Source organism: Streptococcus azizii (genome assembly GCF_001984715.1).
In the GTDB taxonomy this organism is placed as follows: domain Bacteria; phylum Bacillota; class Bacilli; order Lactobacillales; family Streptococcaceae; genus Streptococcus; species Streptococcus azizii.
This window is the reverse complement of record NZ_MSPR01000013.1, coordinates 1-18,698: the sequence shown is the minus strand read 5'-3', so window position 1 is coordinate 18,698 and position 18,698 is coordinate 1. Positions and strand designations below refer to the sequence as shown.

At 39.1% G+C, this 18,698-nt stretch carries 17 protein-coding genes and 1 rRNA gene; all 18 read left to right on the top strand.

Annotation, left to right across the window (positions count from 1 at the left end; all coding sequences use genetic code 11):
* Nucleotides 1-79: 79 nt before the first annotated feature.
* Complete coding sequence (gene dnaA / locus BVE84_RS07085; RefSeq protein WP_179098466.1) at nt 80-1,438, top strand: chromosomal replication initiator protein DnaA; 1,359 nt, start codon at nt 80-82, stop codon at nt 1,436-1,438.
* 148 nt (nt 1,439-1,586) lie between these two features.
* Nucleotides 1,587-2,723 carry a DNA polymerase III subunit beta gene (dnaN, locus tag BVE84_RS07080; protein ID WP_076996362.1) on the top strand — a complete coding sequence of 379 codons (1,137 nt, stop codon included), beginning with the start codon at nt 1,587-1,589 and terminating at the stop codon, nt 2,721-2,723.
* A gap of 69 nt (nt 2,724-2,792) precedes the next feature.
* Nucleotides 2,793-3,686 carry a diacylglycerol/lipid kinase family protein gene (locus BVE84_RS07075; RefSeq protein ID WP_076996361.1) on the top strand — a complete coding sequence of 298 codons (894 nt, stop codon included), beginning with the start codon at nt 2,793-2,795 and terminating at the stop codon, nt 3,684-3,686.
* Nucleotides 3,686-3,895 carry a DUF951 domain-containing protein gene (locus BVE84_RS07070; protein ID WP_076996360.1) on the top strand — a complete coding sequence of 70 codons (210 nt, stop codon included), beginning with the start codon at nt 3,686-3,688 and terminating at the stop codon, nt 3,893-3,895. The genes BVE84_RS07075 and BVE84_RS07070 overlap by 1 nt, the downstream gene beginning before the upstream one ends.
* Before the next feature lie 107 nt (nt 3,896-4,002).
* On the top strand, nt 4,003-4,353 hold the full coding sequence (locus BVE84_RS07065) for a helix-turn-helix domain-containing protein (RefSeq protein ID WP_076996406.1): 351 nt from the start codon (nt 4,003-4,005) through the stop codon (nt 4,351-4,353).
* 77 nt (nt 4,354-4,430) lie between these two features.
* A complete protein-coding gene (ychF, locus tag BVE84_RS07060; protein ID WP_076996359.1) occupies nt 4,431-5,546 on the top strand; it encodes a redox-regulated ATPase YchF in 1,116 nt (371 codons plus the stop codon).
* A gap of 271 nt (nt 5,547-5,817) precedes the next feature.
* Entirely contained in the window at nt 5,818-6,387 is a 570-nt protein-coding gene (gene pth / locus BVE84_RS07055) for an aminoacyl-tRNA hydrolase (RefSeq protein WP_076996358.1), read from the top strand.
* A gap of 1 nt (nt 6,388) precedes the next feature.
* Complete coding sequence (mfd, locus tag BVE84_RS07050) at nt 6,389-9,883, top strand: transcription-repair coupling factor (protein ID WP_076996357.1); 3,495 nt, start codon at nt 6,389-6,391, stop codon at nt 9,881-9,883.
* Between the two features lie 51 nt (nt 9,884-9,934).
* Nucleotides 9,935-10,207 carry an RNA-binding S4 domain-containing protein gene (locus BVE84_RS07045; RefSeq protein ID WP_076996356.1) on the top strand — a complete coding sequence of 91 codons (273 nt, stop codon included), beginning with the start codon at nt 9,935-9,937 and terminating at the stop codon, nt 10,205-10,207.
* The gene (locus tag BVE84_RS07040) at nt 10,194-10,565 is read left to right on the top strand and encodes an FtsB family cell division protein (protein ID WP_076996355.1); all 372 of its coding nucleotides are present in this window, start codon (nt 10,194-10,196) and stop codon (nt 10,563-10,565) included. The genes BVE84_RS07045 and BVE84_RS07040 overlap by 14 nt, the downstream gene beginning before the upstream one ends.
* Complete coding sequence (locus BVE84_RS11260; RefSeq protein WP_256765664.1) at nt 10,562-10,681, top strand: SP_0009 family protein; 120 nt, start codon at nt 10,562-10,564, stop codon at nt 10,679-10,681. The genes BVE84_RS07040 and BVE84_RS11260 overlap by 4 nt, the downstream gene beginning before the upstream one ends.
* Before the next feature lie 12 nt (nt 10,682-10,693).
* Nucleotides 10,694-11,974: a serine hydrolase gene (locus BVE84_RS07035; RefSeq protein ID WP_076996354.1), complete on the top strand. Its 1,281-nt coding sequence runs from the start codon at nt 10,694-10,696 to the stop codon at nt 11,972-11,974.
* A gap of 4 nt (nt 11,975-11,978) precedes the next feature.
* Nucleotides 11,979-13,247: a tRNA lysidine(34) synthetase TilS gene (gene tilS / locus BVE84_RS07030; RefSeq protein ID WP_076996353.1), complete on the top strand. Its 1,269-nt coding sequence runs from the start codon at nt 11,979-11,981 to the stop codon at nt 13,245-13,247.
* 7 nt (nt 13,248-13,254) lie between these two features.
* Nucleotides 13,255-13,797, top strand: coding sequence for a hypoxanthine phosphoribosyltransferase (gene hpt, locus BVE84_RS07025; protein ID WP_076996352.1), 543 nt, complete (start codon nt 13,255-13,257; stop codon nt 13,795-13,797).
* 22 nt (nt 13,798-13,819) lie between these two features.
* The gene (gene ftsH / locus BVE84_RS07020) at nt 13,820-15,796 is read left to right on the top strand and encodes an ATP-dependent zinc metalloprotease FtsH (RefSeq protein ID WP_076996351.1); all 1,977 of its coding nucleotides are present in this window, start codon (nt 13,820-13,822) and stop codon (nt 15,794-15,796) included.
* A 509-nt stretch (nt 15,797-16,305) separates the two neighbouring features.
* Nucleotides 16,306-17,118, top strand: coding sequence for a hypothetical protein (locus BVE84_RS07015; RefSeq protein ID WP_076996350.1), 813 nt, complete (start codon nt 16,306-16,308; stop codon nt 17,116-17,118).
* 124 nt (nt 17,119-17,242) lie between these two features.
* A complete protein-coding gene (gene srtB / locus BVE84_RS07010) occupies nt 17,243-18,031 on the top strand; it encodes a class B sortase, LPKTxAVK-specific (RefSeq protein ID WP_135017465.1) in 789 nt (262 codons plus the stop codon).
* A gap of 551 nt (nt 18,032-18,582) precedes the next feature.
* A 16S ribosomal RNA gene (locus BVE84_RS07005) occupies nt 18,583-18,698 on the top strand; the annotation flags it as partial.

Here is an 18,698-nt window from a genome sequence, read left to right as displayed (position 1 = left end):
GGAAAAAACGAGTAACTTGTGGAAAACTTTTCCCTTTTATGATACACTATTAGGACAAATGAACGAATAGAGAGGAGAAATAGTGGAGAAAAAGCAACTATTTTGGAGCCGAGTTCTTCAGTTAGCTAACACTAAACTCAACCAAGGAGCCTATGATTTTTACGTTGAAAATGCTCAGTTACTAGATATCTCCTCAAACCGAGCGCAGATATTTTTAGACAGTCCTTATAAACAGCTGTTTTGGGATCAAAATCTAAAAGATATTATCATCACTGCAGGGTTTGAAATCTTCGATAGCCAGATTTCCATCGATTATCAATTTACCACTGACCCTCTTGAAGAAAATATCATTAGGGAATCAATGCCCCAACAACAGGTTGTCCGTCAGAAAGAAGAGCAAGAATCACCTCACCCAGATATCAAACCCCAGTATACCTTTGCAAGTTTTGTACAGGGAATCAATAATCAAATGGCTAAGGCTGGAGCTTTGGGAGTTGCGGATAATCCGGGAATTTTCTATAACCCTTTATTTATTTACGGAGGACCTGGTTTGGGGAAAACTCACCTCCTAAATGCAATTGGCAATAAGGCGCTAGAAAACAATCCAAATGCCCGGATTAAGTATGTTTCAACAGAAACCTTTATCAATGATTTTCTAGAGCATCTTCGCCTAAATAAGATGGAACAATTTAAGGAAATCTATCGAAATTTAGATTTTCTGCTCATTGATGATATTCAATTTTTGCGAAATAAGGCCTCCACTCAGGAAGAATTTTTCCATACTTTTAATGCACTTCATGATAAAAACAAGCAGATTGTCTTAACCAGTGATCGTAATCCTGACTATTTAGATAATCTGGAAGAGAGAATTGTTACACGTTTTAAATGGGGACTAACTACGGATATTACACCACCAGATTTGGAAACACGTATCGCCATTTTGCGTAATAAATGTGAAGAATACCCTTATGACTTTACAGACGACACCCTCTCTTATCTGGCTGGTCAATTTGATTCCAATGTCCGTGACCTAGAAGGAGCCTTAAAAGATATTCACTTATTAGCTAGTGTTAAACAGGTAACCACCATCACTGTCGATGTTGCTGCAGAAGCTATTCGGGCTAGAAAACAGACCAATCCTGTCAATACAGTGATTGCGATTGAAACTATCCAGCATGAAGTCGGAGAATTTTACGGAGTGAGCCTCAAGGAAATAAAGGGGGCAAAGCGTGTTCAAAATATTGTCCATGCTAGACAGGTCGCCATGTACCTTGCACGTGAAATGACCGATAATTCTCTCCCAAAGATTGGAAAAGAATTTGGCAATCGCGATCATACAACAGTGATGCACGCGCATAATAAAATAAAAAATAGGTTAGCAGAGGATGAAAATCTCGAAATCGAACTGACCACGATTAAAAATAAAATTCGCCACTGAGGATAACTTGGGCAAACTATCCACAGTTTTCCACAGTCTATTCACATGAGATAAGGCAAGAAAATCCATGATATTAGCCTGTTTTCCACAGAATACACAGCACCTACTATTACTACTAATCTTATAATATATAAATAAAGGAGAATCCATGATTCAATTTTCAATCAATAAAACAGTATTTTTACAAGCTCTAACCATTACGAAACGAGCCATCAGTAGCAAAAATGCAATTCCTATCTTATCAACTGTAAAGATGGAAGTATCCACTGAAGGAATCACCTTAACAGGATCAAACGGTCAAATTTCCATTGAAAACTTTATCTCTACTCAAGATGAAAATGCCGGCTTGTTGATTTCTTCTCCAGGATCTATCTTACTGGAAGCGGCTTTCTTTATTAACGTCGTTTCAAGCCTTCCAGATATTGTCCTAGATGTTCGTGAAATTGAACACCAACAAATCGTTTTAACCAGCGGAAAGTCGGAAATTACCTTAAAAGGAAAAGAAGCAGAGCAATATCCACGCTTGCAAGAAGTCTCCACTGCTGAGCCGCTTATTCTACAAACAAGAGTTTTGAAAGAAACGATTACTGAAACGGCTTTCGCCGCTTCAACTCAGGAAAGTCGTCCCATATTGACAGGGGTTCACTTTGTCCTAACAGAAAATAAGTACTTAAAAACAGTCGCAACGGACTCTCATCGTATGAGTCAACGGAAATTAACCTTGGACAAATCTGGGGATAACTTTAACGTAGTCATTCCTAGCCGCTCGTTGCGTGAATTTGTCACTGTTTTTACAGATGATATTGAAACAGTCGAGGTATTCTTTTCTAACAACCAGATGCTCTTTAGAAGCGAGCATATCAGCTTTTATACTCGCCTATTAGAAGGAACCTATCCAGATACTGATCGCTTAATTCCGACTGAATTTAATACGACAGTTATTTTTGAAACCGTAAAGCTACGTCAAGCTATGGAGCGGGCGCGGCTACTATCAAATGCGACCCAAAACGGTACAGTAAAATTAGAAATTACTGGTGGACAAGTATCAGCCCATGTTCATTCACCAGAAGTTGGTCGGGTCAATGAAGAATTGGATGCGCTTGAAGTATCGGGAGAAGAGTTAGTTATTAGCTTTAATCCAACTTACCTCATCGATGCTTTAAAAGCAGCGAACAGTGAGCAGATTAAAATTAGCTTTATTTCATCTGTCCGTCCATTTACTCTCGTACCTAATGTGGAAGAGGTGGAGTTAATTCAGCTGATTACACCAGTTCGTACAAATTAGTTGTTTGAAAAGAGGTCATTTGACCTCTTTTTATGGTATACTAGGGAAAAAACGAAAACGATTAGGGACATGATTGTATATATTTTAGCCAATCCTAGGGCAGGAAATGGGAAGGCTGCCACGATTATCAGAGATATTCAAACAGCTTATCCACAGGTAGCGGTAAAGTCTTATCTGACAAGGGGGAAAAATGATGAATATGCACAAGTGGGTGCGATTTTGTCAAAATTTGAAAAAGATAGGGATCGGTTCTTGATCCTTGGTGGAGATGGCACCTTATCCAAGGTCCTCTCTGTTTGGCCCACAGACTTGCCCTTCGCTTATTATCCAACTGGCTCAGGAAATGATTTTGCACGTGCTACAAGGATTAAGAACTGGCAACAGGTGATGGACAATCTGCTAGAAACAAGACCCGTCCCAGTGTGTGTATTAGAAAGTTCTAGTGGTGTTGTGGTCAATAGTCTTGACGTTGGCTATCCTGCGCGTGTCATCACTTATTCAGAAAACTCAGTCCTTAAAAGATGGCTCAATCGTTTGGCAATCGGCAAGCTGACCTATCTTTTCTTTGGAGTTATTAGTTTAGTGACTCCTTTTCAGTTATCAGCTGTTGTCGAAACAGACCATCAGACCCTCTTCTTGGATCACCTATTTTTTCTATCGATTGCCAATAATACCTATTTTGGTGGTGGAATTATGATTTGGCCAGAAGCACATGTGACCAAGAATCAGATGGATCTGGTATATGTATCAGCAACCTCTATCTGGCAGCGAATAAAAGCCCTGTCTGCCTTGATTTTTAAACGCCATCAGTCGTCATCGTTGTTACGACATACCTCAGCAAAATCTGTCAGTCTAACGTTACCGCATGAAACAGTTGTGCAAGTTGATGGGGAATTGCAGACGATTCAGCAACTAACTATTAAATGCCAAACACGCTATTACTATCTTGGAAAGGAAGAATGATGTACGAATTAGGAACTATCGTAGAGATGAAAAAGCCCCATGCCTGTGTGATTCGCTCAACAGGGAAGAAGGCAAATGCTTGGGAAGTGATGCGATTAGGTGCGGATATAAAAATTCGTTGTACTAATTGCGATCATCTGGTTATGATGAGCCGCCACGATTTTGAATGGAAAATGAAAAAAGTTCTCTCGCAACCTGAAAATACTTGACGTATTGCTAGTCTGAGAAACTTTGCAACTGACAGTTGCGTGTAAAAGTGCTAGTGATTTCTGTCCAAAGAAAGTATAATCAAGAAAAAAGAGAAGCAGGTACCATCATGTCACAATTTTCAAGACAACTCAAAACCATACGTCTAGCTAAAAATCTTTCTCAGGATGCCTTGGCAGAGCAGCTCTTTATCTCTCGCCAGTCTATCTCAAAATGGGAAAATGGAGATGCGACACCAGATTTGGAAAATTTGGTGAAATTAGCAGCAGTTTTGGAAGTTAGTTTAGATAAATTGCTGCTAGGGAAAGAACCTGAGAAAGTAGTCTTTGTAAAGGCTGATAGTGATGAAGATGAGAAACCAATGGGTTGGCAGCTCTTAGTAAACTACTGGTGGTTATTTTTTCCTCTCGGAGGATTCTTATTATGGTTTATCGAAAGATTTGTTGCTATTTTTAAATAGGCTTGTTATGAACAAGCTTTTTTTTTTCTTTTCTGTTATAATAGTCGTGATTGAAATTTTTGAATGGAGAATGAGAAATGGCTTTGACAGCAGGTATTGTTGGTTTGCCAAATGTTGGAAAATCAACCCTATTTAATGCAATTACAAAAGCAGGAGCAGAGGCGGCAAATTATCCCTTTGCGACCATCGATCCCAATGTCGGAATGGTGGAGGTACCTGATGAGCGTTTGCAAAAATTGACGGAGCTTATCACACCTAAAAAGACTGTTCCAACAACCTTTGAATTTACAGATATTGCCGGTATCGTAAAAGGTGCTTCAAAAGGTGAAGGATTGGGAAATAAATTCTTGGCCAATATCCGTGAAGTAGATGCCATTGTCCATGTGGTGCGTGCCTTTGATGATGAAAATGTTATGCGGGAGCAAGGACGTGAAGATGCATTTGTTGACCCATTAGCGGATATTGATACCATCAATTTAGAGTTGATTTTGGCGGACTTGGAGTCCGTTAATAAACGCTATGCGCGTGTGGAGAAAATGGCACGTACGCAAAAAGACAAAGACTCTCTTGCCGAATTTAACGTTCTTCAAAAAATTAAGCCAGTTCTTGAAGATGGTAAATCAGCTCGGACCTTAGAATTTACCCCGGAAGAGCAAGCAGTGGTGAAGGGGCTCTTTCTACTGACCACTAAACCAGTTCTTTATGTGGCAAATGTCGATGAAGACAAGGTGGCAGAGCCAGATAGCATTGACTATGTGCAGCAAATTCGGGACTTCGCAGCAACTGAAAATGCAGAAGTTGTCGTTATTTCTGCGCGTGTAGAAGAAGAAATTTCTGAACTAGATGAAGCAGATAAGGCTGAGTTTCTGGAGGCAATGGGCTTAACTGAGTCAGGAGTGGATAAGTTAACACGTGCTGCCTATCATTTGCTAGGGCTTGGAACTTATTTTACAGCAGGTGAAAAAGAGGTGCGGGCTTGGACCTTTAAACGAGGCATCAAGGCGCCACAGGCAGCTGGTATCATCCATTCAGACTTTGAAAAAGGCTTTATTCGTGCTGTGACAATGTCCTATGATGATTTGATGACCTATGGTAGCGAAAAAGCTGTGAAAGAAGCCGGTCGTCTCCGTGAGGAAGGAAAAGAATATATCGTCCAAGATGGTGATATTATGGAATTCCGTTTCAATGTCTAAGGCATGTTCAAAATGATGCAAAGGTTGGAAAATCGTTTCCAACCGTTTTAGCGTTGTAGAGTGCCTTATACTCAATAAAAATCAAAAGTAGACTAGGAAACGAAGGCGAAGGTAGAACTAGCGTTCACCGAGACAAGTTGACAACGTATCCTTTTGATTTTTAAAGAGTATTAGAACCTGTATCCCCCCATCTAATCTAAAAGCACTCTAGTTGCGAATGCAGGTTCCTAGTTTTAAAAAATGTAGAAAAAAGAGTATGAAAGGAGATAGCATGACAAAATTGATTGTAGGCCTGGGAAATCCTGGGGATCGCTATGAAAATACCAAACATAACGTAGGGTTTATGTTTATCGATCGAATTGCTAAAAAAGAAAACGTATCCTTTAGCCATGATAAAATTTTTCAGGCTGCTATTGCCTCCACTTTTCTAAATGGTGAAAAGGTCTATCTGGTGAAGCCATTGACGTTTATGAATGAATCTGGAAAGGCCGTTCATGCCCTATTAACTTACTATGGGCTCCATCAGGAGGACTTAGTAGTGATTTACGATGATTTGGATATGGCGGTTGGAAAAGTACGGTTTCGTCAGAAAGGTTCAGCAGGTGGTCACAATGGTATCAAGAGTATTGTGAAATATCTAGGGAGCCAAGAATTTGACCGCATAAAGATTGGAATTGGCCGACCAAAGAATGGAATGACAGTTGTTCAGCATGTCTTGTCCCATTTTGATAGCGAGGATCGCATTCAGATTGAATCCAGCCTAGATAAACTAGAGGATTTTGTTGCTTTTTATGTGCAGGAAAATGATGCTGAAAAGATAATGAGAAAGTACAATAGCTAAGATGAATATTATTGAATTAGTCAGTCGTAATAAGCAAATTGATAGATGGCAGGCAGGTTTAAACCAGTCTACTCGTCAACTGATAATGGGACTTTCAGGTACCATGAAAGCACTTGTCATGGCGTCTGTCTTTGATGTGATAGATGGAAAGTGTCTGATTGTTGTCCCAACTCAGAATGAGGCAGAAAAATTAACCCAAGAACTCACCAATATTTTGGGAAGCGACTATGTTTACAATTTCTTTACAGATGATAATCCGATAGCAGAATTTGTATTTGCTTCAAATGACCGTACTCAATCCCGTTTAGAAAGTCTTAATTTTCTCACAGAACAGAAGCAATCAGGTATTTTAGTAGCAAGTATGGCAGCTTGTAGAGTATTGCTACCGAGTCCAGTTGCCTATAAAAAATCGAGGATAGGGCTTGCAGTCGGAGATGAAATTGAGGTTGACACTCTTGTAAAGAATTTAAGAGAAATTGGCTATAAAAAGGTTTCTCGCGTTTTGAATGTAGGTGAATTTAGCCAGCGTGGAGATATTTTGGATATTTTTGAAATGGGTGCGGAATATCCCTATCGCCTAGAATTTTTTGGAGATGAGATTGACGGAATCCGTCAGTTTGATACGGGGAGTCAATTATCCATTGAAAATGTAGACGATGTGGTGATTAGACCTGCTTCTGACATGATTTTTTATTCTGAAGACTTTTCGCGTGCTGAAAGAAGATTGACAGATAGTTTACAAGAATTGCAACAAGAGGAACAGATTGCTTACATTGAGGAAGTGCTAGCAGATGTAAGACAATCCTACTATCATCCAGATAGTCGGAAATTCCTTTCTTATTTTTATGAAAAGGAGTGGACCTTACTCAACTATCTTCCAGCTCATACCCCGATATTTTTCGATGATTTTCATAAGTTGGCTAATACACATGCGCAGTTTGACAAGGAATCTGCTGAATTATTGACACAAGATTTACAGAATGCTAAATCATTGCCAAATTTACAATACTTTGCCTCTGTCTATTCTTACTTTAGATCATATAAGCCTGCTACCTATTTTTCTGTCTTTCAAAAGGGCTTAGGTAATCTGAAGTTCGATACCATATACCAATTCAATCAGCACTCTATGCAGGAATTTTTTAACCAGATTCCTTTATTACAGGATGAATTGCAACACTATGCAAAGTCTAAACATACCGTCATCATTCAGGCAGAATCAGAATCTTCTTTACAACGTTTACAGAAATCTTTACAGGAATATGGGATAGAGCTACCTGTTGCCCAATCGAATCAACTACAGATCGGTCAGCAACAGATAACTCTAGGGCAACTGTCAGCTGGTTTTCATTTTTTAGATGAAAAGATTGCCCTCATTACTGAGCACGAGTTGTTCCATAGAAAGATAAAGCGAAAAGTCCGTCGAAAAAATCTTTCAAATGCTGAGCGGTTAAAAGACTATAGTGAGCTATCTGTCGGGGACTATGTCGTCCACCATATCCATGGTGTCGGCAAGTATCTGGGGATTGAAACGATTGAGGTATCAGGTGTCCATCGGGATTATCTGAGTATTCAATATCAAAATAATGACCGAATTTCCCTTCCTGTTGAACAAATTGACATATTGTCGAAATACCTAGCTTCAGATGGGAAAATCCCTAAAATCAATCAATTAAACGATGGTCGTTTTCAACGGACCAAACAAAAGGTAGTTAAGGAGGTCGAAGATATCGCCGATGACCTGCTCCGTCTCTATGCCGAACGCAGTCAATTATCGGGCTTTGCTTTCTCACCTGATGATAAACATCAAGCTGAATTTGATCAGCATTTTGCCTATGTTGAAACAGAGGACCAGCTTCGCTCCATTCAAGAAATCAAAAAAGACATGGAAAAACCTTCTCCAATGGATCGTTTGTTGGTGGGAGATGTTGGTTTTGGTAAGACAGAAGTAGCTATGCGCGCAGCCTTTAAGGCAGTTAAGGACGGAAAGCAGGTGGCTATTCTAGTTCCGACGACTGTTTTGGCCCAGCAGCATTTTGTCAATTTCCAAAGTCGTTTTGCAGAATTTCCTGTCAATATCGATGTTCTCAGTCGTTTTAAGACAAAAGTGGAGCAAAGAAAAACACTTGAAAAACTCAAAAAAGGTCAAGTAGATATCATTATCGGAACCCACCGCCTGCTCTCAAAAGATATTGAATTTTTTGATTTAGGCCTATTAGTGATTGATGAGGAGCAGCGGTTTGGGGTCAAGCATAAGGAACGCTTGAAAGAATTAAAAACCAAAATAGATGTTCTCACCTTGACAGCAACCCCTATTCCACGAACCTTGCAAATGTCCATGTTAGGTATCCGTGACTTATCGGTCATTGAGACCCCTCCTACCAATCGCTATCCAGTTCAAACCTATGTTTTAGAAGTAAATCCTTCGGTTATTCGTGATGCAATCCTACGGGAAACAGGCAGAAATGGACAAGTGTACTATCTTTACAATAAAGTTGACACTATTGAACAAAAAGTTTCTGAATTACGCGAATTAGTACCCGAAGTTGAGATTGGTTATGTCCACGGTCAAATGTCAGAAATTCAATTAGAAAATACACTGTTAGCCTTTATAGAGGGGGAATACGATGTATTAGTGACAACGACCATTATTGAAACCGGTGTTGATATTCCAAATACCAATACCCTCTTTATAGAAAATGCCGACCGCATGGGACTGTCAACCCTCTATCAACTGAGAGGGCGTGTGGGTCGCTCCAATCGGATTGCCTACGCTTATCTGATGTACCAACCAGATAAAAATTTGACAGAGGTTGCTGAAAAGCGTCTTGAAGCGATTAAAGGTTTCACTGAATTGGGATCTGGCTTTAAAATCGCCATGCAGGATTTATCCATTCGAGGAGCAGGAAATATTTTAGGAGCAGCTCAGAGTGGTTTTATCGATTCTGTTGGTTATGAATTGTATTCTCAATTATTGGAAAATGCTATTCTTGAAAAACAGGGCAAACAGGCTAAACGTGATAAGAGCAATACAGAAATCAGTCTATTGATAGATGCTTATTTACCAAGTGAATACATTGATGATCAACGTCAAAAAATTGAAATTTATAAGCGAATCAAACAGATTGATAGTCGTACCGACTATGAGGAGCTACAGCATGAGTTAGTGGATCGATTTGGGGATTACCCAGATGTGGTTGCTTATCTTCTTGAGATTGGTCTGCTAAAAGCCTACGTTGATCAAGTCTTTACAAGAAGAATAGAGCGCAAATTAAATCAAGTGCTAGTCAGTTTTGAAGAAGTAGCTGGTCAACTCTTTTTGATGCAGGACTATTTTGAAGCCTTGACTGCGACGAATTTGAAGGCTCATATTTCAGAAAATAAGGGACGGGTGGAATTGCTATTTACTATCGATCAGAAAAAGGATAGTGAAATTATTGAAGAACTCTTGCATTTCGCTGAGAAAATGCTTGAAATTAAGCAACAGAAAGCTCCGTAAAGTTTTAAAACCAACCAAAAAGTGATACAATAGGAAAACGAGGTGAACAACATGAGACTGGATAAGTATTTAAAAGTGTCCCGTATTATCAAACGGCGTACTGTTGCAAAAGAAGTGGCAGATAAGGGAAGAATCAAGGTAAATGGTATTTTGGCCAAATCATCGACGGATTTAAAAGAAAATGATCAGATTGAAATCCGCTTTGGCAATAAGTTGCTGGTTGTTAGAGTACGCGAAATGAAAGATAGTACCAAAAAAGAAGATGCACTCAGTATGTATGAAATTATCAGCGAAACAAGGATTGAAGCAGATGAAAAAATCTAATATTCTCCAAATCAATAACCAATACATCCGAGAAGAATTGCAAAAAAGTCAGGCCTATCGTCAAGAAAAAAAGCAGAAAAATCGATTTATGGGGTCTATTTTGATTTTAGTTGTCTTTCTTTTTGTGCTACCAACTTATAACTTAGTCAATAGTTACCAAACTTTACAAAAGCGGGAGCAGCAGTTGTCTGACCTACAAGATCAGTACAAGGAGTTGGAAAAGCAACAAAAAATAGAATCCTCTCTAGTACAAAAATTAGAGGATGAAGAATATGTGACGAAGTATATTCGTGCTAAACTTCAATATTCAAAAGATGGGGAAGTTATTTACAATATTCCAGGATTATTACCACGATGACAGAAACTATTGTAGAAATTGTTGAAAAATTCTTGGCTTACTCTGATGAAAAACTCGAGGAACTAGCCGAGAAAAATCAAGCCTTAAAAATAGAAAAAAAGGATGACAAGCATTAGGAAGGAGGGAACATGAAAAAACAGTTATTCTGGCTCATTAGTCCAATTTTATTTGCAGCTGCGCCAGTTGGAAGTACTGAAATTCCATTTGAATTATCCAATCAGATGAATTATCAGTTGAACTACAAGGAGTACAGTACAGATTTTCAAAGTGTTCCAACCAATCCTAATGTTTATGAAGAACTTGACAGCTATCTTGACAAGGAATTGACAATTCCTGTCGGAAAAATTAAACCGAATCATTCCTTTTCAATCACTGGAGTCGATGTCAATAGCCAAAATCAGTTGGTCTTTCAACTAGAGGATAAGCGGTATGTAGTGGCTGATCAAACACGCATCTATGATGACATCATACTAGGGCATCAAGCTGTTTCGGAAAAAGCCTGGCTCAAGAAAAATTTCACTCTCTACTCCAGTCCTATTGCGAATCAAGCAAAAAAAATAAGTCTTAATGTCAAGCCTTATCAAGAGGTGACAGTGTCAGAAATTGTTGAAACCCACCTAGGATTTTTTGCGAAAATAAACGCTAAGGCTTGGATTCAGCTCGATGATTTATCTAAGTCGGATAACCGTATCGAGGCTGTTCAGGAGTTGCTGACAACAAAATATCAATCTAAAAATCTATCTGTATATGTCAAAAAATTGTCAACTGGAGAAACAGCAGGTGTCAACCAAGACCAAATGATGTACGCAGCCAGTGTGACCAAACTTCCTACGCTATACTATGTTCAAGAAAATATCAATCGAAAGAACATCAACTTGACAGATAGTGTAAAGTACATCAAGGAAACTGAAGACTTTGACGGAGCTTACGAATCTGAAGGGAGTGGTTCGATTGATAAAAGACCAAATAACCAGAAATATAGAATTGACGATTTAATCAATCATACGGCAAAAGAGTCCGACAATGTGGCTAGCAATCTCCTCGGTTATTATGCAGCCGATCAATTTGATAAAGGTTTCTATCAAGAAACAACTAGAATTGCGGGTCAAAGGTGGGATATGGTGTCACGCATGGCTTCTGCTGAGATGGCAGGATTGATGATGGAGGCAATTTATCGTCAGAATGGCTATGTGCTAGAGAGTCTTTCTACCACCAATTTTGATGACCAGCGGATTGCAAGGGATATTGATGTTAAAGTTGCCCACAAAATTGGCGACGCCTATGATTTCAAGCATGACGTGGCTGTTGTCTATGCTAAGGAGCCATTTATTCTCTCTATCTTTACAGATCAGATGACCTATGATGATATTTCACAGATTGCAAATGATGTATACGGAATTTTGAAATAAGGTAATGGAAGAAAAATTTTTGAAAGTGGCACAAAAAGGTCACTTTTTTGATAAACATGAGGCAGTTCTTATCGCAGTTTCAGGTGGGAAAGATTCGATGAATCTACTGTACCTCCTTTACAAGTACCAAGCGATTCTTGGCATAAAAATAGGGGTCGCCCATGTCAACCATCAACAGCGACGAGCAGCAGTTGAAGAAGAAACTTATATTAGAGAGTGGACTCAAAGACGAGGAATCCCTTTTTACCTATCTTATTTTGAAGGAAGGTTTTCCGAAGCAGCAGCACGTACCATGCGATATGATTTTTTTGCAGAAGTGATGAAAAAACATCACTATACAGCCTTGGTCACGGCCCATCATGCTGATGATCAGGCGGAGACAATTTTGATGCGCTTGATTCGTGGAAGTCGCTTAGCTCATCTAGTAGGAATGAAACCTGTTCAACCGTTTATAGAGGGGGAGGTTATCCGTCCCTTGCTCTCTTTTGATAAGAGTGAGTTGATGGATGTGGTTCACTTTGAAGATGAAAGCAATCATTCTTCGATTTATTTTAGAAATCGTATCCGTAATGAGTATATTCCTTTATTGACTAAGGAAAACCCAAAACTTAAATCTACCTTGCTGCATATCGGAAAAGAGTCAGCTGCTCTTCACCAAGCTCTTAGAGATCTAACTCGTCATATTGACCTAGGGAATCTATCAGAATTTCAATCACAGACAGCTCCTGTCCGGTATGTTTTGCTCCAGCAGTATCTGGAACAATTTCCAGAACTTCATCTGACGCGAGATCAATTTCAACAGGTACTGGGTATTCTTGAAACGAAGGCGAACTACCAACATCATTTAAAAGGGGACTACTATCTTATAAAAGATTATCAGACCTTTACGATTACTAAAATACAGCCTAAGACGGATAGGCAAGAAGAAAAATACGTGATAGAATCAGAAGGTGTTTTTCAGTACGGACAGTTTATTTTTTCATTAAATAAGCCACTGGAACAACCAGACCAGATTCTCTACCTTCAGGCTAATCAACCGATTATCCTGCGAAGGAGACAGGTTGGTGATAGTATACTACTTCATTCTATCAATAAGAAAGTTCGACGGTATTTTATCGATCAAAAAATCCCTCAACAATTACGGTGTGAGGCTGTTGTGATTGAACAGGATGGAAAAATTTATGGAATTGCAAATATGGTTGCCAGTGATTTGAGTAAATCAATAAAAAATGATATAATCAAAGCTACCTTATATATAAAAATGAAAGAGTAAATGAAATATGTTGGAAAAAGATATCAAAAAGATCCTTATTTCAGAAGAAGAAATTGTTGCAAAAAGCAAGGAATTAGGGAAGATTCTAACAGAAGAGTATGCTGGAAAAAATCCCTTGTTAGTTGGTATTTTAAAAGGTTCTATCCCTTTCATGGCAGAACTGATAAAACATATTGACACTCATATTGAGACAGATTTTATGGTTGTATCAAGTTATCACGGTGGTACTGAAAGTAGCGGTACTGTCAAGATTATCAAGGACTTGGATACAAATGTTGCAGGTCGCGATGTTCTCTTTGTTGAAGACATCATTGATACAGGACGTACACTAAAAGAGTTGAAAGAATTATTTGCTTTACGCCAAGCAGCTTCTATTAAAATTGCAACTCTCCTTGATAAACCAGAAGGTCGTGTGGTGGAGATTGAGCCAGATTATACCTGCTTTACAATTCCAAATGAATTTGTTGTAGGATTTGGTCTAGATTATGATGAAAACTACCGTAATATTCCTTATGTAGGAGTATTAAAAGAGGAAGTTTATTCAAATTAGAAAAAAGGTTACGATAGTATTTATGAATAATCAAAACAATAAAGGATTTATCCGAAATCCTTTTCTCTTTATTTTAATTATTGCTACCCTAGTTACAGCGTATCAATTTTTTAAAGCAGGTAGTCAAATTTCAACTCATGAGATTAGCTATTCGCAGGTTGTAACAGAATTAAAAGAGGGTAATGTGACAGATGTTACCTATCAACCGAGTGGCAGTGTTGTCGAAATTTCAGGAACCTATAAAAAACCAAAAGTTGCAGAAAGTAAGGCGGCAGAGTCGATTAAACTCTTCCAAATTTCCGACAAGGTGAGTTATCAAAAATTTACCTCTACCATGCTATCTGCTGATTCAGCACTGGCTGACTTACAAGCATTAGCAAAAGAACACAATGTAAAAGTGACTGTCAAGCCAGAAAGTTCAAATAGTTTGTGGCTAACTATTTTTATCAATGTGTTTCCCTTAGTCCTTTTTGGTATCTTCTTTGTTATGATGATGAACCAAGGTGGCGGTGGTGCACGCGGTGCCATGAATTTTGGACGCAACAAGGCCAAGGCATTGGAAAAAAGCAATGTGAAAGTGCGATTTTCTGATGTGGCTGGTGCAGAAGAAGAAAAACAAGAATTAGTAGAAGTTGTTGAATTTTTAAAAGATCCCAAGCGCTTCACTAAATTAGGTGCTCGGATTCCTGCTGGTGTTCTCCTTGAGGGACCTCCAGGAACAGGTAAGACTCTTCTGGCAAAGGCTGTCGCTGGAGAAGCAGGTGTTCCCTTCTTTAGTATATCTGGTTCCGACTTCGTAGAGATGTTTGTGGGAGTCGGTGCTAGTCGCGTTCGTTCTCTCTTTGAAGATGCTAAGAAAGCAGCACCAGCGATTATCTTTATCGATGAAATCGATGCTGTCGGTCGTCAGCGCGGTGTCGGTATGGGTGGTGGAAATGATGAACGTGAGCAAACCCTCAATCAACTGTTGATTGAAATGGATGGTTTTGCTGGAAACGAGGGGATTATCGTGATTGCAGCGACCAACCGTAGTGATGTCCTCGATCCTGCCCTTCTTCGTCCGGGACGTTTTGACCGTAAAGTGTTGGTTGGACGACCTGATGTCAAAGGACGTGAGGCTATTTTAAAGGTTCATGCTAAAAACAAACCACTAGCAGAAGATGTTGATTTAAAACTTGTTGCACAGCAAACACCAGGATTTGTTGGTGCAGATTTAGAAAATGTCCTGAATGAAGCAGCTCTTGTTGCAGCTCGTCAGAATAAGGCAATGATTGATGCTTCAGATATTGACGAAGCAGAAGATCGTGTTATTGCAGGACCATCTAAGAAAGACCGTCAGATTTCAAAACGTGAGCGGGAAATGGTGGCCTACCATGAGGCTGGTCATACTATCGTTGGTCTTGTTCTTTCAAATGCGCGTGAGGTCCATAAGGTAACCATTGTTCCTCGTGGTCGTGCAGGTGGGTATATGATTGCCTTACCAAAAGAAGATCAAATGCTTCTATCTAAGGAAGATATGAAGGAGCAGTTAGCAGGCCTTATGGGTGGTCGCGTTGCTGAGGAAATTATTTTCAATGCGCAAACGACCGGAGCAGCCAATGACTTTGAGCAAGCGACTCAGATGGCACGGGCCATGGTTGCAGAATATGGAATGAGTGATAAGATGGGACCAATGCAGTATGAAGGAAATCATGCAATGTTTGGTGGCTATACTACTCAAAAACATATTTCAGAGCAAACTGCCTATGAATTGGATAATGAAGTTCGCCAATTATTGAACGAGGCACGAGATAAGGCAGCCAAGATCATTCAAGCTAATCGTGAAACTCATAAATTGATTGCAGAAGCCTTGCTGAAATATGAGACATTGGATAGCATTCAAATCAAATCACTCTATGAAACTGGTCAAATGCCAATGGATTCTGAACAAGCTGATGAAGATGATGTCCACCCACTTTCATATGATGAAATAAAAGAAAAAATGCAGGATGATAAATAAAAAATGGAGTTTCTAACAATGGAACTCTGACCACAACCTTTAAAAACGGACAAGAATGGATTTCTTGTTCGTTTTTTGTGTATACTTAATTACCTAAAACACTAGATTATTTGAGACGACTATAGACAATGTACATAGTCATTTAGACAATATGCAAAGACCCCAGTTGAGAATTCGTGGATTTACCTGTGTGATAGAGATAAGAAAAATAGTTACTCTCATTCTAGGGATTAGCACACACAAATGGAGGCTTCTATGATATGATTCTTTCTATTACAAGAATCACAAAAGATAGAAACATTTTGAAAAAAGCCCAAATAGGCTGAACAGATGCTTTCTAGTCCGCTATCGACCCTGTTGGACTTGACTTGACAAGTGGTGAGGGGAAAAATATTTAAAAAAATGTTAAAAAGTGCTTGACAAAATAAATTCGGGGGGGGGTATAATAAGGATATGCAAGAGGTACTTGCAAAATTTAATAAAGAATGTTACAAAGGAGATATAGAACAATGAAGAAAGTTTTATATACGACATTGGCAGGTGTAGCACTTTTGAGTGCAGCTGCACCGCTAGCGACAACCGTATCTGCTTACGATAATGTTACACAAGGTGTGGCAAATGCAGGTAAAGTAGGTTCAAAAGAATATGCTGCAGCTTTGGGTGAACTTCAAGTCCTTGAAAATCACTTTACTCAAGCAGGTCAAAACAAAGTGGGTGCAGAAATTTCACTTGTTCGTGCCCGTGCTGCGTTAGCTGCTGCAGAAGCTGACTATCAAGCTAAAGTTACTGCTGCTCAAAGCGCACTTGATAATGTTCGTGCAGAGCGTGCAAATGCAATGGCAATCGCAACTTCTGCTACAGGTGGACCTTCTTTTACTTATAATGGAACACCAGTAGTATTTACTGGAGAGGTAACCTCAGCCCGCGTACAAACTGTAGAGGCTACTTTTAATCCAGCAGAAATTGCTGCAGAAGCAGCCCTAGATGCTGCTAAAGCAGATACTGGTGCAGTAGATGCAGCAAAAGCTAATGTTGAGACTGAAGAGAAAGGTCTTGCTGCTGAAACTGCTGCCTACAATGATGCCCGTGCTGCATATGAAGCACAATTTGCGAAAGTAGAAGCACTTTACAATGCCTTCCGTGAAAATGATCCTGCTGGTGCTGCAGATGTTGATGCACCTAAGAAAGCGGAAGAACCATCTTCTACTCAAAACTCCACTGGTACTGTTTCAGACAATGGAAAAGCTGCTCATAAATCTGTAAAAGCGGCAGATACCGCTACAGGAGAGAAGGCATTGCCAAAAACTGGTGCTGTAAAATAATCGCGAAAGCGAGTAAGTATCACTAGGGTCGCTTGACTCTAGTGTATTTTTATGGAGGAAAATCAGTGTGAAGAAGAAAAATTCCCAATTAAAAAAATGGTTAGGGATTAGTACAGCTATACTTATGGCTCTCCTTACAGTATTTGTGACAGTAACATTCTTCAGCAAACAAGAAGAAAGTAGGGAGAAAATTAGTGTAAGCACCGATTTAGTTACTAAGCAGACCTCATCGACGGTTGCTCCTTATCAAGTATCAGCAGAGGAAAAAGAATACTTGACGCAACGCTTTACTCCATTATTGGAAGTTAACGCAGAGACAGTCGGATATGTTTATGCACCAGGAACGAAATTGGATGAGCCAGTTGTGCAGACTACGGATAATTCGACTTATTTGGTCAAAACCTTTGATGGTGGAAATGAACCATACATGGGGACTGTGTTCATGGATACCGATAATAAAAAAGATTTTAGAGATCAGCTGACTTGGCTGTTTGGCCATGCGCGTGGTAGTGCGGTCGCAGATCACCGTATGTTTAATGATGTAAACTATTATGATGAACAGTCTTATTTTGATGCTCATCCTTATGTTATTGTTGAGACACCTGAACGTAAATACTACTACGAAGCAGCCTTTTTAATTATCGTCCCAGAGAATACCGCTTTTTATAAAACTGAATTTACGAGTAAAGATGAATTTAAAACACAATTAGAAGCTGTCTCAAAGGATGCAACTACTAGGAATCATACTATAAAAATCAACGCAAATGATAGATACTTAGTCCTATCCACTTGTCGAGAAGATGATGAAACGATTCGTTCCAACCTGTATCTTCGCCAAATTCCTGATGAAGAATTAACAGAATTTTTGGTGCAACATGCTAATAATTTGGGATATGTTGCTACTAGAGAATAACTTGTTTTATGCAGTGAACAATCTTTTCCTTACTTTCTTTGATTAGATTGTACTATTTAATAGGTTGTTTACGGATTGCTTTCAGAGATTTTTTTGCAGAATCAGTTACTAATTGACTTTTTCCGTACCTAGCTACTTTTCAATCAACCGACGCTCAGCTATTGTCAAATACTTGAATTGCAGTGTATAATGAGTGCACATCTTAAAGAGTCTCCTTGTGTTTGTGGTGAACGACAAGTATACTTCTTTGAGATGTTTTTTCATACATGCAAGTGGCCAACTTCATTTTAGAATATTTAAAGTAGAAAAAAGAGAAAAAACTTTTAGCCAAAAAAAATCCAAAAAAGGTAAAAAAATAAAAAAAGTAGTTGACAAAGGAATATGAAGGTGATATACTGATATAGTTGTCGCTTGATGAGCGGCGCAAGACCTTTGAAAATTAAAGAAGACGAACCAAACGTGCAGGGTGATTTATCAAGCAGATAAATCGTCAATGAACAAAAGAACAATAAAACGGATAAGCCAGAGTGCTTAGCCGGGCAAACGATTATTTTAATGAGAGTTTGATCCTGGCTCAGGACGAACGCTGGCGGCGTGCCTAATACATGCAAGTAGAACGCTAAAAGGAGAGCTTGCTCTTCTGGAAGAGTTGCGAACGGGTGAGTAA

Excerpts from the sequence above, each read along its gene's own strand:
- dnaN (WP_076996362.1), top strand. The coding sequence starts at position 1,587 with ATGATTCAATTTTCAATCAATAAAACAGTATTTTTACAAGCTCTAACC.
- BVE84_RS07075 (WP_076996361.1), top strand. The coding sequence starts at position 2,793 with ATGATTGTATATATTTTAGCCAATCCTAGGGCAGGAAATGGGAAGGCT.
- BVE84_RS07070 (WP_076996360.1), top strand. The coding sequence starts at position 3,686 with ATGTACGAATTAGGAACTATCGTAGAGATGAAAAAGCCCCATGCCTGT.
- BVE84_RS07065 (WP_076996406.1), top strand. The coding sequence starts at position 4,003 with ATGTCACAATTTTCAAGACAACTCAAAACCATACGTCTAGCTAAAAAT.
- ychF (WP_076996359.1), top strand. The coding sequence starts at position 4,431 with ATGGCTTTGACAGCAGGTATTGTTGGTTTGCCAAATGTTGGAAAATCA.
- pth (WP_076996358.1), top strand. The coding sequence starts at position 5,818 with ATGACAAAATTGATTGTAGGCCTGGGAAATCCTGGGGATCGCTATGAA.
- mfd (WP_076996357.1), top strand. The coding sequence starts at position 6,389 with ATGAATATTATTGAATTAGTCAGTCGTAATAAGCAAATTGATAGATGG.
- BVE84_RS07045 (WP_076996356.1), top strand. The coding sequence starts at position 9,935 with ATGAGACTGGATAAGTATTTAAAAGTGTCCCGTATTATCAAACGGCGT.
- BVE84_RS07040 (WP_076996355.1), top strand. The coding sequence starts at position 10,194 with ATGAAAAAATCTAATATTCTCCAAATCAATAACCAATACATCCGAGAA.
- BVE84_RS11260 (WP_256765664.1), top strand. The coding sequence starts at position 10,562 with ATGACAGAAACTATTGTAGAAATTGTTGAAAAATTCTTGGCTTACTCT.
- BVE84_RS07035 (WP_076996354.1), top strand. The coding sequence starts at position 10,694 with ATGAAAAAACAGTTATTCTGGCTCATTAGTCCAATTTTATTTGCAGCT.
- tilS (WP_076996353.1), top strand. The coding sequence starts at position 11,979 with ATGGAAGAAAAATTTTTGAAAGTGGCACAAAAAGGTCACTTTTTTGAT.
- hpt (WP_076996352.1), top strand. The coding sequence starts at position 13,255 with ATGTTGGAAAAAGATATCAAAAAGATCCTTATTTCAGAAGAAGAAATT.
- ftsH (WP_076996351.1), top strand. The coding sequence starts at position 13,820 with ATGAATAATCAAAACAATAAAGGATTTATCCGAAATCCTTTTCTCTTT.
- BVE84_RS07015 (WP_076996350.1), top strand. The coding sequence starts at position 16,306 with ATGAAGAAAGTTTTATATACGACATTGGCAGGTGTAGCACTTTTGAGT.
- srtB (WP_135017465.1), top strand. The coding sequence starts at position 17,243 with ATGGCTCTCCTTACAGTATTTGTGACAGTAACATTCTTCAGCAAACAA.